The following is a 14,352-nucleotide window of genomic DNA, read 5'->3' as shown; positions in this document are numbered from 1 at the left end:
TTCCTGCAACATGATCAAGCAAATTTCCCGATTTTCACCCTGCAGCGTCCCTTTTTGGTCATTCCTTCCTGCTCCAGCACCTTAAAACGACCAAACCCTTGAATGGATACGATATCTCCTGCCTTAAGCGGTTTCGAAGGATCTTCCACCACTTTCCAGTTCACCTTGCAGCGCCCTGCCTTGATGGGAACCAGCACCTTGCTGCGGCTCAATCGATACACATCCGAACAGATGCCATCAAGCCGCAAGGAAGCAACGGTAATATCTATGGTGTCCAATTTTGTCTCAGACCATTTCATCTGATCCAGCGGCAGCAGCTCTGTGAACACATGTAACCGGTGGACCTGATTCAGTTGAAGCGATAAAAAAGCGCCGGTTTCCGCTGCCACGACTGTGTGGCAACCTTCCTCCAGCACTTGAATGTCTCCGATCTTGCCACGCTTCATCCCGAGTCCGAGCAGGGAACCCATGTAGTCCCCATGCTCCAGTTCCGAAATCTTCGCGTCATCTGACGTGATGCTGAGCACCTGCATTCCCATATCTTCCTCATCGAGATAACGATAATCCGGTGCAATTAATGCTCGTTTGCGTTCAGCCGCCTCATATCCGCCATCCAGACGAACCTGAACGTCCTGACTGCGATTAACCAAGGATTGCAAAATAAAGACCTGTCTTGGATCAAGAAAGTCGGTGAGCTTCATATCATGATACTTGCTCGCCCGCTCAATCCAGTCGGAGGCTTTATCTACAAAATCCCGTTCATCATGGCTAAAATGTTCGTAAATTTCATTACTCATCTATGTCACCATTAGCCTAGTATACAAAATACCGAAGTACCGAAATTAACCCTACAAGCGCAAGTCGAAGAACAAGCAGCGCAACGATCGGGGAAATATCCAGCACGCCGAACAAAGGCGGAATAAACCGGCGGAAAGGACTTAAATACGGCTCCACGAATTTGCCTAACAATTCACCGATGAAGCTTTCCCGCGCGTTAGGAAGCCATGACATCAATATGTAGACAATGACCATGTAAAAATAAATCTGATATAGCGTTGACAATATAACTTCAACTTGATACAAAAGCGGCTCACCTCATTCTGTTATAATCTTGCTCGCTGTCAGCCAGTATTTCCGTAATGGTTCCCTGAATTTCAACCGTATCTGGCGTACAGAGAAAAATGTTGCCGCCAATTTTAGATATACCGCCACCTAATGCGTATACCGTGCCGCTCAGAAAATCAATGACACGCAAAGCCTGATCCTGACGGATTCGCTGCAGATTGACCACAACAGTACGATGCGAGCGAAGATGGTCGGCGATCTCCTGTGCTTCGTCATAAGAACGAGGTTCATACAGGACAACTTTAACATTTTTCTGGGAATGAATGCTGACCACATTATTACCCCTTTGGTTTCTACGTTTATCTAACGCAGAGGTTTCATTTTCTTGCTGCTCTGGCTCTTGTTCCTCCTGTGCAGCAAGCCGTTCACGCTCCACAATCTCTTCCTCTTCCTGAAGTCCAAGGAAATTCATAAATTTATTCATTACGCCCATCGTGTTCCCTCCTCTTTTCCTACGAGTATTGATCCAAGCCGCACCCAGGTTGCCCCTTCTTCAATGGCTACTTCGAAATCGTTGGACATGCCCATTGACAATTCCGTCAGCGGCTGTGCTGTCAACGCTTGTCCATTCAGATCATCTCTCAGCTCACGCAGCCCTCGAAATACAGGACGCGTCATCTCTGGATCTTCCTCATGAGGTGCCATCGTCATCAGACCGATGACATTGAGGTTGTTCAACGATTGAATTTCTTTCAAAAATGAACTTGCCTGTTCAGGCTGCAAGCCATACTTGCTCTCTTCACCCGAAATATTCACCTGCATGAATGAGTTTACCTTCAGGCCGAGCAAGCCGGCTTTTTTATCCAGTTCCTTGGCCAGTGACAAACGATCCAGTGAATGTATGTATGCAAACTTGCCAATGACGTCCTTCACTTTGTTTGTCTGCAGATGACCGATAAAATGCCAGGTGCCCTTCTGCCCGAAAGCTTCCCATTTTGCCTGTGCATCCTGCCAGCGATTCTCTCCAATATGCTCAAGACCATGTTCAAGCACAGACCCTGTCGTTTGCAATGAGACATATTTCGTGACCGCAATCACATTCACATGCTCACGCTGACGGTTGCTGCGCTTGCACGCATCTTCAATCTTCTGATTAACTTGTTGTATACGCTCCTCCAATGACACAGAGGTCACCTCTCTTCCAGCCCAATCCAGCTTGCCATTCTTCCTGTAGTCCCGTTTTCCTTACGATAAGAGAAAAAAAGCTCAGGATGACAACTTGTACACCATGTTGTACATTCGATATGATCCGGCAATATTCCTGCTTTCATCATAATGTGTCGATTACATTCTTTCAAGTTTAACATCGTTTTACCGTCTGCAGCAGGGGTATATACGCTTCTGGATACAGAGCGCTCATATTCATCATTACCCTGAGGTTCATCGAGCCAAACCCGGACATGCTGCATCACAGCCTCATCTACTTCATAGCAGCATTCCCCGATCGATGGACCGATAGCCGCCCGGATATCTTCTCTCCGGCTTCCATACTCGCGTTCCATCGTTTCCACCATAGAGACAGCAATGCCTGCTACCGTGCCCTTCCATCCCGCATGTGCAAGGCCTACAGCCTGTTTCACAGGGTCATAGAAATACAGAGGAACACAGTCAGCGTAAAATGAAGTCAGCAGCACACCTGGCACATTGGTCACCAGGCCATCTGTATCCTGTAAGGCCGATTGACGATCCAGCAGCCCTCTGCCGCGCTCTGTAGCGGTAATAACAGCTACTTGCTTGCCATGCACCTGCTCTCCGCAAGTCCAGGCCTCCAGTGGAAAAGCCAGTTTATCCGTAACAAGACGACGATTGCTCAATACAGTTTCAGCATCGTCCCCGACATGATACGCACAATTCAGCGAAGCGTAAGGCGCTTCACCAACGCCACCATGTCTGGTTGTAAATCCGGCCGTCAACCGTTCGAACGATTGCCAAGGTTGAATGTATAACAAAAGTGGATCTTGATCATTACGATACGTTTGCTCAGCTATTTCCTTCAATACATTTTTGTCCAATACAAATGGTTCCATTCTCTCACCTCACAACTTCCAGTTTACCAAATGAGCAGAGTTCTGTCTCACTTATGATTTATATCGTTCTGCGCTGACTCCGATTCAGGCGTTCCAGCCGTTCTGCACGGTCGGTGCGGCTCTGCTGCTGCTCATCGTAAAGCCGGGCTTCCCGCTCACGCTCGTCATAGGTCTGTTCTTTGACCTCATCCATTTTCACAAGAATGACGTCCGAACCAATTTTCACAATATTTCTCCAAGGAATGATGAGATCCGTTCCCCCGCCAAACAACCCCATAAAACGACTATACCCCGGTACAACGATGGCCTCGATTCTGCCCTGCTGCAGGTCCAGTTCCAGATCGCTAATCTGTCCAAGTCGTTTGCCATCCGTGATATTAATAACATCCTTCGTCTGAAAATCGGAAATTTTCATACCGCGCGAAGCCGGCTCATTCGTATTCACTCTCATTCCTTCCGCCCCCTTTAACACTCGTCTCCCGTTCTGCATCCATCTATATTTAATATATGTCCTTTGGGTGAAAAATGTCCTGTTTTTTCGCTTGCATGCTCCAAAAGCATAAACGAGACAGTGGCTTCAGCTGCAAATTTTGCTGTGGCTGTGCACAAAAAAAAAGGACGATCAATGGAGTTGTTATCCGATCAATCGCCCTTTTACCTATTTCACACGATCACACTACGACTTCACATGTTTCTGCATCTGTTGTATGGCTGACTTTTCAAGTCTTGAAACCTGCGCCTGTGATATCCCGATTTCATCTGCAACTTCCATTTGCGTTTTTCCTTCAAAGAAGCGCATCGACAAAATCATCTTTTCCCGCTGGCCGAGTCGGTGCATCGCTTCGCGCAAAGCAATCTCCTCGATCCAGGACACATCTTTGTTTTTGTCATCACTGATCTGATCCATCACATAGATCGGGTCCCCACCGTCGTGGTAGATCGGTTCAAACAGGGATACCGGGTCCTGAATTGCATCGAGTGCAAAAACAACATCTTCTTTCGGCACGTTCAGCGCCTCGGAAATTTCAAATATCGTCGGTTCGCGTGAATTTTTATTGGTCAGGCTGTCCCGAACCTGAAGTGCCTTATAGGCAATGTCCCGCAAAGAACGGGATACTCGAATCGGGTTATTGTCACGCAGATATCTGCGAATTTCACCGATAATCATCGGTACCGCATAGGTTGAAAATTTGACATTCTGGGATAAATCAAAATTATCAATGGCTTTCATCAGGCCGATGCAGCCGACCTGGAACAGATCATCGACAAACTCCCCCCGATTGTTAAAACGTTGAATGACACTGAGTACCAGACGCAGGTTACCATTCACCAATTTCTCTCTTGCTGAGCGATCATGGTGCTGTTGAAGGGAATGAAATAATTCCCGCATTTCAATATTGGTGAGAACAGGCAATTTTGCGGTGTCCACCCCACAAATCTCGACTTTGTTTCGGGTCATCGTGATTTACCTCCCAAGGAGAAACATTAATGTACATTATCTCCGGGGCAGGCTTTTTTATTCGTAGTTGGCACCCTTGCCAGTAATACCCATTCTTGCTTTTTAACCGGATTAGACCATTTTGTTAAACTCTTTGCGAAGCCTTTTAATGATTCTTTTTTCCAAACGAGAGATATAGGATTGGGAGATTCCAAGCAGATCGGCCACATCTTTCTGTGTCTTCTCCTCGCCATCGGTCAGGCCAAAACGAAGCTCCATAATCATTCGCTCGCGATCCGTCAGCTTCTCCAGTGCCTTGTGCAGCAGCTTGCGATCTACCTGTTCTTCAATATTTCGATAGATTGTATCGTTCTCGGTACCGAGCACATCGGATAATAAAAGCTCGTTTCCATCCCAATCAATATTCAGCGGTTCGTCAAAAGAAACTTCGGTACGAATTTTACTGTTACGCCGCAAGTACATCAATATTTCGTTTTCGATACAGCGTGAAGCATAAGTAGCGAGCTTGATTTTCTTTTCGGGATCAAATGTATTTACGGCCTTGATCAAGCCAATCGCACCAATCGATACCAGGTCCTCGATGTTAATGCCTGTATTTTCGAACTTGCGTGCAATGTACACCACCAGACGCAGATTACGCTCGATCAGCATCGCACGAATAGCCGCATCTCCAGACGATAACTTCTGCAGCAGATACTCCTCTTCTTCCCGTGTCAGTGGAGGCGGGAGTGCTTCACTTCCCCCGATGTAATAAATCTCTTCACTTTTCAGCCCAAACAGGAATAACAAGCGGTAATAATTCAGTTGAGCAGCCAGTTTCCATTTCACAAGCATGTCGGTTCCTCCTATACCACATTCAGCGGCTTTTCTGTAGCTTCCGCGGATTGAGCCGTAGACTGCGCAGAAGCAGCTTCTTGCACAAGTTCAGGATGAATCACGGCCTGATATTTTCCATCGGACGATAAAACGCCCCCATCCAGTCCAATCAAAACCTTGGTTGTCTCATAAGCCATTTCCTCCATCGTCACTCTTACGCGGTCCGGTTTGATAGCCAGCATAAAGGCTGTTCCTTTGTTAATCCCCCGGTAGGGAACCAGCCGCAGGCGGTCCTGCCACTTAAACTGCTCCTGATCCAGCTCCATAATGAGCTTATCCGGTGATTCCTGCTTTAGTCTGTGCTTCCAGGAATCAGGTACCCACTCCTGCCACAATGCAACCTCCATCACCATCACCGGCATGCGCGACAAAGGATCGGTAAGCTGATTGCCCGTATCCAGAAGGCCTGTACAAGACACAACTATCTCATCAATGCAGACCTCGACCTTACCCAGGTAGGTGGAAAACCGATCCGATTTTCGTTTGGCACTCTGCACAATTTTGAATAATAAAAGGACCGCGAAGAATACAATGAATGTGAACCAGAACGCAATCTTCAGATCAAATGACATGCCGCCCGAGGCTGTAAACCAGATGCCATTGAACAGCTCTCCCGAGCTCTGCAGCATGTAATGCACACCCAGAATACCTCCAGCCGCGACAAAGTTGATGACGTAGAATGTGCCCAGTGTTCGTGTAAATGCCTGCAGCCCTTTATATCCAAACGCAATACTTAACATAACGAGAGAAAAACCAAACTTGATCAGAAACGTGAACATAAAATCAAACTGCGGTACAAACATCATCACCACATATAACGCGCCAACAATGGCCGATAACAGCCATCTCCACCAGACCAGCTTCGTTTGGCGCATCCAGGCGGTCAGTCCAATGAGCGCTCCATCAATAATCAGATTGGTCAAAAAAATCAGATCGACATACACAACCACGCTCTTCACCTGCCTGCATCGAACCTACCGAAACGAAGGATTGCAACGATCATAGATGCATCAGATTGTAATGACTGCAGATGCAACCCATTAGACGAACTCAGCTACATCCGATCTGTAGCAACTCAGCTGCTTAATCATCTCGATATTTCATGAGCATATTCTCAAGTATACGGAGCCTCCTGTTCAAAGTCTGTCTAAATGTGGGAGCTTGTTTCCAACTTTTTTTGTCGGAATGCGCAGGCGACTTGTTCAGAATTTGTTCATTCCTGTATGTTACGCTATATAAAAAAACAGAAAAACCCGGCTGCTTCAGAAGCAGTACCGGGTTTCCAGGTAAAGATCAATCATTTATTCGTTATTGTTGTTGCGGGAACGATTACGTAAAAATGTCGGAATGTCCAGCTGATCACTGCTCGGCTGATTTCCGAATGGACGAAGATTCGGCGAGCGGGTCTCTCCTGTTTCTGCTGCCGCAGCAGGTTTACGCACTGGCGGAGCCGCAGGTTTATCTTCGAATCCGGTAGCGATGACCGTAACCTTGATCTCCTCTTTCAAATCTTCGTCAATAATCGCACCAAAGATCATATTCACTTCCGGATCGGAAGCCGAAGTGACGATCTCAGCTGCTTCATTGACTTCATACAGAGACAGGTTAATGCCGCCTGTAATGTTCATAATGACACCGCGCGCGCCTTCAATGGACGTCTCCAGCAACGGACTCATAATAGCTTTGCGTGCCGCTTCAGCTGCACGATTCTCACCAGTTGCCTCACCAATCCCCATCAGGGCTGAGCCGCGCTCATGCATGATCGTTTTGACGTCTGCAAAGTCAAGGTTGATCAGACCCGGCACTTTGATAAGATCAGAGATACCTTGTACGGCTTGACGCAGTACATTATCCGCTTGACGGAATGCTTCCAGCATCGGCGTCTTTTTGTCAACAATCTCAAGCAAACGATCATTAGGAATGACAATCAGCGTGTCCACTTTCTCCTTGAGAGCTTCAATCCCTTGTTCTGCATGGGTGGAACGCTTGCGGCCTTCAAAAGTGAAGGGACGTGTTACGACACCGACAGTAAGTGCACCGCACTCCTTGGCAATTTCAGCGATGACTGGAGCTGCTCCAGTACCTGTACCGCCGCCCATACCTGCTGTAACAAATACCATGTCCGCCCCTTTAAGAGTGTTCATGATCAGCTCTCGAGACTCTTCCGCTGCTTTTTTACCTACATCCGGGTTGGCACCAGCACCAAGACCACGGGTTAATTTATCACCGATTTGCAGTTTATGCTCGGATTTTGCCAGGTGTAAAGCCTGAGCATCCGTATTCACTGTAATAAATTCAACACCTTGTACTCCACCTTCAATCATTCGGTTAACCGCGTTGCTTCCGCCGCCGCCTACCCCGATGACCTTAATCTGAGCCAAGCTCTCCATCTCAAAATCAAATTCCAACATATTATTCCATCTCCCCCTCAATGTGCATGGATGGCCCGTCCAATTTTTGATTTGAACCGAATCAATTTCATATATCGACGAACGAAAGCGTTTATTTTAGTACCAGCGCATTCAGACGGCTTCAAGAATGTATGAAATGGATCCAACCTGTTATATAAATTCACTGAACATATTCTTCAGTCGTTCGAACAGACCGGGTTTTTGTTCCGATTCCTGTGCCGTATTCGGCTTCGGACGGTTCGTCGGTTTTTTGTTATTGGTGTTATTGTTGTTACCGCCGCCGCTACTCGAGGGCCTGATGCGCAAACCGCGAATAACATTGTGCAAAATCCCAACACCGCTGGTATATCCAGGATCACGCACTCCAATGTAATCCGGAACGGCAACCCGCACCGATGCAGCAAGCTCATGCTGTGCTACTTGCAGTACACCCGGCATGGAGACCGTACCACCCGTAAGTATATAACCTCCAGGCAGCTCGTTGTAACCAAGGCGTTTCACTTCCTGACCGATCATCTGAAATATTTCCTGAACCCTTGGTTCAATAATGGCCGCCAGATCCTCTTGTGAAAACTCCTTGTCTACATTGCTGCCAATGCGGGTAACTTTAAACATCACATCTGCAGCAGCATCATCAAGCCAGGCGCAGCCGTATTTCAACTTTACTTTCTCCGCCTGATCCGTCAGAGTACGCAAACCATAAGCAATATCATTCGTTACAAATTCCCCACCAATTGGCAAAGTCGAAGTTGCAACCATGCTGTTCTCTTCAAAGATCGCGATGGTTGTTGCCCCGGCTCCGATATCCACGAGTACCGATCCCATCGTTTTCTCATCCTTGGACAAAGCCAGTTGGCCCGCTCCAAGTGACATGAGAACGAGATCACTCACTTTTAATCCCGCTTTTTCCACGCAGCGCAAAAGATTATGTATCGCGGTTTTTGCACCCGTAATGATGGTCGCTTCAACCTCGAGACGAACACCAATCATACCCCGCGGGTCCTGTATGCCTTCCAAGCCGTCTACAACATACTGCTTGGCGACAACATCGATAATTTCCCGTTCCGGCGGAACCGCAATGACCTCGGCTGCTTTTAACACCCGTTCCATGTCTTCTTCTCCGATCTCACGATCCTCGTTCGATACTGCCACCACACCGTGACTGCTCATCAGTCCGATGTGATTCCCTGAGATTCCAACATATACTTCGGATATTTGAATACCTACCATACGCTCGGCATGATCCACTGCATTGCGGATCGACTGCACCGTCTGATCGATATCTACGATTACACCTTTGCGAATTCCTTCCGAGTCGGCAGATCCAACTCCAATAATATTAAAGGTTCCATTATTAATTTCCCCAATAATAGCGCGAATTTTGGATGTACCGATGTCCAAACTAACAATGATGTCATTGTTGCTCAAGTCTGTGGCACCTCCTGACTTCAATAATAAATTACGTTCGGGTTCAAACACTCATTAAAACATATTCAACACACTTTAGACTTTCCCTCTTTTTTCTACAATTTTTTTGGGTGCCAAGTTCTGGTTGCGAAACATAAAACCTTGAAGAAAAAAGAAGGAGGCATTTCAAGTGCCATAAGCTCAAGTGTACCATTTTTTCTTATTTTCAGAAAGAACAAGTTTCACACATCAGCCGGGCCCAAAGCCTTACCCCGCCTACACTTTTGCGTATTGCATAAAGCAAGACAAGCGAATGTTCAGGGCTTTGTTCCTGGTTCTGCGTCATTCTCTTCATCATCGGGGATAAACGGCACATACGTATCTGCCTCAAGCATCGTAATTTTGCCCGGCCGCTCTGTTTCAATCACCTGATTCAAATACTCCACTTTATCCGTTAACAACGATATCGTTGTAATCACTTCAAACTGTGATTTGGTGTACATGCGAATCTGATCCGGAAATGAAGGTGTCGGGTTCGGAATAATCTCAGAAATGTCTGTAGTCAGCTCGTTCGGAATTTGAGCCAGCGCCTGACTCAGTTTTGCTTTGAGCGGATCATTCGGCTTCCATTGCGTCAGAATCGGCTTCTCTACTGCAACGCCAATCGTTGGTGGAACATTCAGGCTTGTCCCACTGGACAGGATTGCTTTCAATGCGCCGCTGGAGTCAAGTTCATAAGCGACAGTGGGATATTCCTGAACCTTGATGTGAATCGTTCCGGGAAACTGCTTGTCCACCGTAACGGTTGAAACAGCTTTAATCGTTTTGAGACGGTCGATGATTTCAGAAGCGGTTGTTCCAAAAAACTGGTCGCCTTCTTTCAAACCGCTTTTATCCAGTAGCTCCGAAGTCGCCGTGTATACATTACCCGTAATTTCGATGGCTGATATACGGCTCATCGAAGAACGAAAGAATAATACGGCCAGTAATACAATAAATAATAATAACAGGATAATTACAACTTTTCGGCTTGTGTTTCTTTTTGGGCGATTCTCCTTGAGAACCGGAATTTGACTTTTAGGCATAATAACGCTCCACAAAGCCTCAGGTCCCCCTCCCTTTCAAGAAGGGGACGCCAAGGACGTTAATTGGCAAAATCCAACTGTTTCGAAACAGTTGACTGTCTCTCCACCGAGGCTCCAAGACTCTGAAATAAATTTTCGATCCGATCATATCCCCTGTCAATGTGGTGCACTTGCTCCACAACCGTCTTACCTTGAGCCGCCAGTCCTGCAATAACCAAAGCAGCACCTGCACGGAGGTCTGTTGCTTCCACAGTAGCGCCATACAGCCTTGGAACTCCACGGATAAATGCTGCATTCAGATCCACCGAAATATCGGCTCCCATGACATTCAATTCATCCACATGTTTGAACCGGCCTTCAAATACCGTTTCTTTCATCACGCTAAACCCGTCTGCCAAACTGAGCAGCACCATAATCTGTGATTGCAGATCGGTGGGGAATGAAGGGTATGGAGAAGTCACAATACGATCCACCGATTTCGGGCGAGTCATGCAACTCACAGTCATTATATCATTGCAGACTGTGATTTGAACACCAGTGCGCTTCAACACATGTATAAGTGAAGTAAGGTGTGACGGGTTGCACTGTGTGAGCGTAACATTACCTCGGGTTGCAGCAGCAGCGATCATAACCGTGCCGGCCACAATACGATCAGGAATGATCCCATAGGTGCATGGCTGCAGCTTCTTAACACCACTGATCGTAATTGTGTCGGTCCCTGCACCCATAATACGTGCACCCATTGCATTCAGAAAGTGCTGTAAATCCTGAATCTCTGGCTCTCTCGCCGCATTGAATATCGTCGTTGTCCCCTCAGCCAGCACAGCCGCCATCATAATATTCTCGGTTGCTCCTACACTTGGAAAATCGAGATGAATATCCGCACCTGTCAGATGAGCTCCATGACAGATGATTTGCTGATCCTGCTCTTCAATCCGTGCTCCGAGAGCTTCCAGACCACGAAGGTGAAGATCAATTTTCCGTTCTCCAATCGCGCAGCCACCAGGCTGATATACGGAAACCTTCCGGAATCTTGCCAGCAATGGCCCCATTAGAAAAATGGAGGAGCGCATCTGTTTCATGAGATCTTCTGGCACATCATGTGACCGAATCTGCGACGTATTAATCGTCACGGTTCCCTGTTCATGCCGACACGTGCATCCAAGCCGTTCCAGGATATACAGCATTACTTCGATGTCCAGCAAGTGTGGAACGTTGTGCAGCGTAATTTCACCGTCTGCGAGCAAACTTGCGGCCATAATCGGTAAAGCGGCATTTTTTGCTCCATGGATGCGTATGGTTCCTGATAGGGGTCTCCCGCCTTCAATCACCAATTTGTCCAATGTATCACCTCCGGGGTTTACGCTCACCCACTGCGAAGACATACGGTACCAAGAATATACCTTCATACCGTTATGAGATGATATTTTGCTCTGAATAGGCTGCATAAGGGTGAAGACGTCCTCTGCTGTCGCTTGGCCTGGATCATCTCCAGTACAATCCCAGCGAATTGAAATATCCGTGACACATCCGATCCATGAGCACCTGCAATCCATCCTACAGCTCCACCGAACAATACCGGAATATCACACCTTGAGGCCGGGCTCCAAACTCTTCACCTCAACATGCGTTTTCTGCGGCTTGAATGCTGTGCTGCGGTATCATGGAACGATTGTCACGATTTATACGGTATCTTATGTCAGTCCCGTCTGGTGTGTGACAATCGCCCACTAACGCACATTACCGCCGTGAAGCAAGACGTTTGATCTCGCTCACAAGCACTTCAGCGGCATCCGGTTTACCTAATTTTCGTGAGGCCGCTGCCATCTGTTTACGCCCCGATTCATCGTTCATAATACCCGCGATCGCTTCATACAACCCTTGGCCTGTAAGGTCTCTCTCCAGCATAGTGACTGATGCCCCGCCCTTTTCAAGGGTACGCGCATTAGCTTCCTGATGGTTGTTCGTCACGTTTGGCGAAGGAATCAGAATGGACGGAATGCCCAGTGACGTAATTTCTGCCAGGAATGAAGCTCCCGCCCGATTGACAATCAGCGAAGTGCAGGCCAGCACTTCTGGCATGTTATGCACATAAGGAAGCACATGCAGATGATTAGGCATCGTTCCAAGTGAACTGCGAATCGCTTCACGGGTTTCATCGAAATAGGTCTCTCCTGTAACGTAAACCACATGTACATCATGCAACTGTTCGAGCAGAGGCGCCATCTCGATCATCGCCTGATTAATGGCTTTGGCTCCCCGGCTTCCACCAACAACAAGCACAACCCTGCTGTCCATCGGCACGCCAAGTGTAGCGAAGCCTCGATCCCGACTGGCCTGAGCGACCGTTGTTGCTCGCGGGTTGCCGGTATAGATAACTTTTTTAGCACCCGAGAATGATTTTTCAGAGCCTTCAAAGCTGACCGCAACGGTGTCCACATAACGCATCAAGAACTTGTTGGTCAAACCTGGAATTGCATTTTGTTCATGAATTACAGATGGAATTCCAAGCTTCGCTGCCGCATACACTACAGGTCCGCAAACATATCCGCCTGTACCAATGACAACATCCGGCTTGAATTCCTTCAGCATTTTTTTGGACTTGCGTACCCCTTGAACGAAACGCATAATGGTTTTCACATTTTCAAGAGATAACTTACGGCGAAAGCCAGTAATATCAATAGACTTAAACGGAATTTCCTCCTGCGGAACAAGTTTGCTCTCCAGCCCGCGCGTCCCGCCAATGTATAGAAATGTCGAGTCCGGGTTCTCCGCCTCGCATTGTCTTGCTATGGCAACGGCCGGATAGATATGTCCCCCCGTACCGCCGCCGCTAAGAACGACTCGCATCGTATAAGTCACCTCGCATAACGGGATAAATTCAATAATATACCTAGTGCCGTGAGCATAAGCGTTAAGGATGATCCACCATAGCTAATCAGCGGCAGTGTAATGCCCGTAACAGGCATCAGGCCAATCACGACACCGATATTAATAATGACCTGCACAGCAACCATGCCGATAATGCCCACGCCCAGCAGACTGCCAAAGGCATCTGGAACGGTCATCGCTACACGCATGCCTCTCCACACCAGTACCAGAAACAATAATAAAACGATTATTCCACCAATGAAACCAAGCTCTTCTGTCAAAATGCTAAAAATAAAGTCCGTCTGCGGCTCAGGCACATAACTGTACTTTTGCCGGCTCATGCCCAGACCGAGACCTGCCAGTCCACCCGGACCGATGGCGTAGAGCGACTGAATGATCTGATACCCTGCCCCAAGCGGATCGGACCACGGGTCCAGAAATGCAGTAATTCGCTGCAAACGGTAAGGCGCAGCCGCGATCAATGCCGCAAAGCCTGCCACTCCCCCTAATGCAAGCAAAGCCAGATGTTTCATGCGTGCACCCGTTGTAAAAATGATAAGCATGGAAGCTCCCATCATTACAGTGCCTGTACCTAAATCCGGCTGCAGCATAATGATGCCAAAGGCGACCCCCATCAGCCCCAAGGGAGGCAGCAGCCCCGTTGTAAAGGTCTGAATCTTGCCAGGATCTTTGCTCAGCCAGTGGGCAAGAAACAGGATCATGCCCAGCTTCATAAACTCGGAGGGCTGAATACCGAAGGATCCGATGCCCAGCCAGCTCCGTGCACCTCCACGAACGACACCAATCCCCGGGATTAACACGGCAATGAGCATAATAAAACAAACAATTAAAATGGGCTTGGCATATTTCCTCCACACCCTGTAATCCACATTCGTTGTTACAAACATCGCTGCCAGTCCCAGTACTGCGAACAAAATCTGTCTTTTCACAAAATAAAATGAATCGCCATAGTTGCGAAAAGCAAGCACCGAACCTGCACTGTATACCATGATGATGCCGATGGCAAGCAAAGCCAAAATACAAATCAGGAGCCAAATGTCCGGCGCCGGTCGCGTCTGTTTCATCAGGAG

General features: G+C 47.7%; 15 protein-coding genes and 1 pseudogene. All 16 read right to left on the bottom strand.

Annotated features, from left to right (window positions below; genetic code table 11):
• Positions 1-14: 14 nt before the first annotated feature.
• Positions 15-797 carry a YlmH family RNA-binding protein gene (locus HNR77_RS08120; RefSeq protein ID WP_184182364.1) on the bottom strand — a complete coding sequence of 261 codons (783 nt, stop codon included), beginning with the start codon at positions 795-797 and terminating at the stop codon, positions 15-17.
• A gap of 16 nt (positions 798-813) precedes the next feature.
• Positions 814-1,083, bottom strand: a complete 270-nt coding sequence (locus tag HNR77_RS08115; RefSeq protein ID WP_184182362.1) for a YggT family protein — start codon at positions 1,081-1,083, stop codon at positions 814-816.
• A gap of 7 nt (positions 1,084-1,090) precedes the next feature.
• On the bottom strand, positions 1,091-1,558 hold the full coding sequence (locus HNR77_RS08110; RefSeq protein WP_111271924.1) for a cell division protein SepF: 468 nt from the start codon (positions 1,556-1,558) through the stop codon (positions 1,091-1,093).
• Positions 1,549-2,250, bottom strand: a complete 702-nt coding sequence (locus HNR77_RS08105) for a YggS family pyridoxal phosphate-dependent enzyme (protein ID WP_184182360.1) — start codon at positions 2,248-2,250, stop codon at positions 1,549-1,551. Before HNR77_RS08105 ends, HNR77_RS08110 begins: the two co-directional genes overlap by 10 nt.
• A gap of 5 nt (positions 2,251-2,255) precedes the next feature.
• A complete protein-coding gene (gene pgeF / locus HNR77_RS08100; protein ID WP_184182358.1) occupies positions 2,256-3,152 on the bottom strand; it encodes a peptidoglycan editing factor PgeF in 897 nt (298 codons plus the stop codon).
• Between the two features lie 58 nt (positions 3,153-3,210).
• Complete coding sequence (locus HNR77_RS08095; RefSeq protein WP_240636762.1) at positions 3,211-3,603, bottom strand: YlmC/YmxH family sporulation protein; 393 nt, start codon at positions 3,601-3,603, stop codon at positions 3,211-3,213.
• A gap of 225 nt (positions 3,604-3,828) precedes the next feature.
• A complete protein-coding gene (gene sigG, locus HNR77_RS08090; protein WP_110898501.1) occupies positions 3,829-4,611 on the bottom strand; it encodes an RNA polymerase sporulation sigma factor SigG in 783 nt (260 codons plus the stop codon).
• 111 nt (positions 4,612-4,722) lie between these two features.
• Entirely contained in the window at positions 4,723-5,445 is a 723-nt protein-coding gene (gene sigE, locus HNR77_RS08085) for an RNA polymerase sporulation sigma factor SigE (RefSeq protein ID WP_110898502.1), read from the bottom strand.
• An 11-nt stretch (positions 5,446-5,456) separates the two neighbouring features.
• On the bottom strand, positions 5,457-6,437 hold the full coding sequence (spoIIGA, locus tag HNR77_RS08080; RefSeq protein WP_184182440.1) for a sigma-E processing peptidase SpoIIGA: 981 nt from the start codon (positions 6,435-6,437) through the stop codon (positions 5,457-5,459).
• Between the two features lie 351 nt (positions 6,438-6,788).
• A complete protein-coding gene (gene ftsZ, locus HNR77_RS08075; protein WP_184182356.1) occupies positions 6,789-7,898 on the bottom strand; it encodes a cell division protein FtsZ in 1,110 nt (369 codons plus the stop codon).
• 150 nt (positions 7,899-8,048) lie between these two features.
• Positions 8,049-9,326: a cell division protein FtsA gene (ftsA, locus tag HNR77_RS08070; protein WP_184182354.1), complete on the bottom strand. Its 1,278-nt coding sequence runs from the start codon at positions 9,324-9,326 to the stop codon at positions 8,049-8,051.
• Positions 9,327-9,622: 296 nt separating this feature from the next.
• Positions 9,623-10,390 (bottom strand): cell division protein FtsQ/DivIB, encoded by a 768-nt coding sequence (locus HNR77_RS08065; protein ID WP_184182352.1) that lies wholly within the window; start codon positions 10,388-10,390, stop codon positions 9,623-9,625.
• 59 nt (positions 10,391-10,449) lie between these two features.
• Positions 10,450-11,733: a UDP-N-acetylglucosamine 1-carboxyvinyltransferase gene (gene murA / locus HNR77_RS08060; protein WP_184182350.1), complete on the bottom strand. Its 1,284-nt coding sequence runs from the start codon at positions 11,731-11,733 to the stop codon at positions 10,450-10,452.
• Positions 11,734-11,879: 146 nt separating this feature from the next.
• A pseudogene (locus HNR77_RS30750) lies at positions 11,880-11,975 on the bottom strand (UDP-N-acetylmuramate dehydrogenase); the annotation flags it as partial.
• A gap of 155 nt (positions 11,976-12,130) precedes the next feature.
• Positions 12,131-13,240 (bottom strand): undecaprenyldiphospho-muramoylpentapeptide beta-N-acetylglucosaminyltransferase, encoded by a 1,110-nt coding sequence (murG, locus tag HNR77_RS08055; protein ID WP_184182348.1) that lies wholly within the window; start codon positions 13,238-13,240, stop codon positions 12,131-12,133.
• Positions 13,241-13,248: 8 nt separating this feature from the next.
• Positions 13,249-14,346 (bottom strand): stage V sporulation protein E, encoded by a 1,098-nt coding sequence (gene spoVE / locus HNR77_RS08050; protein ID WP_184182346.1) that lies wholly within the window; start codon positions 14,344-14,346, stop codon positions 13,249-13,251.
• Positions 14,347-14,352: the final 6 nt, after the last annotated feature.

The sequence above is a fragment of the Paenibacillus sp. JGP012 genome, from assembly GCF_014203995.1.
Classification (GTDB): domain Bacteria; phylum Bacillota; class Bacilli; order Paenibacillales; family Paenibacillaceae; genus Paenibacillus; species Paenibacillus silvae.
This window is presented reverse-complemented; position numbering and strand designations above follow the sequence as displayed.

Bases quoted from the DNA above. Each gene is read 5' to 3' on its own strand.
- HNR77_RS08120 (WP_184182364.1), bottom strand. From the start codon at position 797: ATGAGTAATGAAATTTACGAACATTTTAGCCATGATGAACGGGATTTT.
- HNR77_RS08110 (WP_111271924.1), bottom strand. From the start codon at position 1,558: ATGGGCGTAATGAATAAATTTATGAATTTCCTTGGACTTCAGGAAGAG.
- pgeF (WP_184182358.1), bottom strand. From the start codon at position 3,152: ATGGAACCATTTGTATTGGACAAAAATGTATTGAAGGAAATAGCTGAG.
- HNR77_RS08095 (WP_240636762.1), bottom strand. From the start codon at position 3,603: ATGAGAGTGAATACGAATGAGCCGGCTTCGCGCGGTATGAAAATTTCC.
- sigG (WP_110898501.1), bottom strand. From the start codon at position 4,611: ATGACCCGAAACAAAGTCGAGATTTGTGGGGTGGACACCGCAAAATTG.
- sigE (WP_110898502.1), bottom strand. From the start codon at position 5,445: ATGCTTGTGAAATGGAAACTGGCTGCTCAACTGAATTATTACCGCTTG.
- ftsZ (WP_184182356.1), bottom strand. From the start codon at position 7,898: ATGTTGGAATTTGATTTTGAGATGGAGAGCTTGGCTCAGATTAAGGTC.
- HNR77_RS08065 (WP_184182352.1), bottom strand. From the start codon at position 10,390: ATGCCTAAAAGTCAAATTCCGGTTCTCAAGGAGAATCGCCCAAAAAGA.
- murG (WP_184182348.1), bottom strand. From the start codon at position 13,240: ATGCGAGTCGTTCTTAGCGGCGGCGGTACGGGGGGACATATCTATCCG.
- spoVE (WP_184182346.1), bottom strand. From the start codon at position 14,346: ATGAAACAGACGCGACCGGCGCCGGACATTTGGCTCCTGATTTGTATT.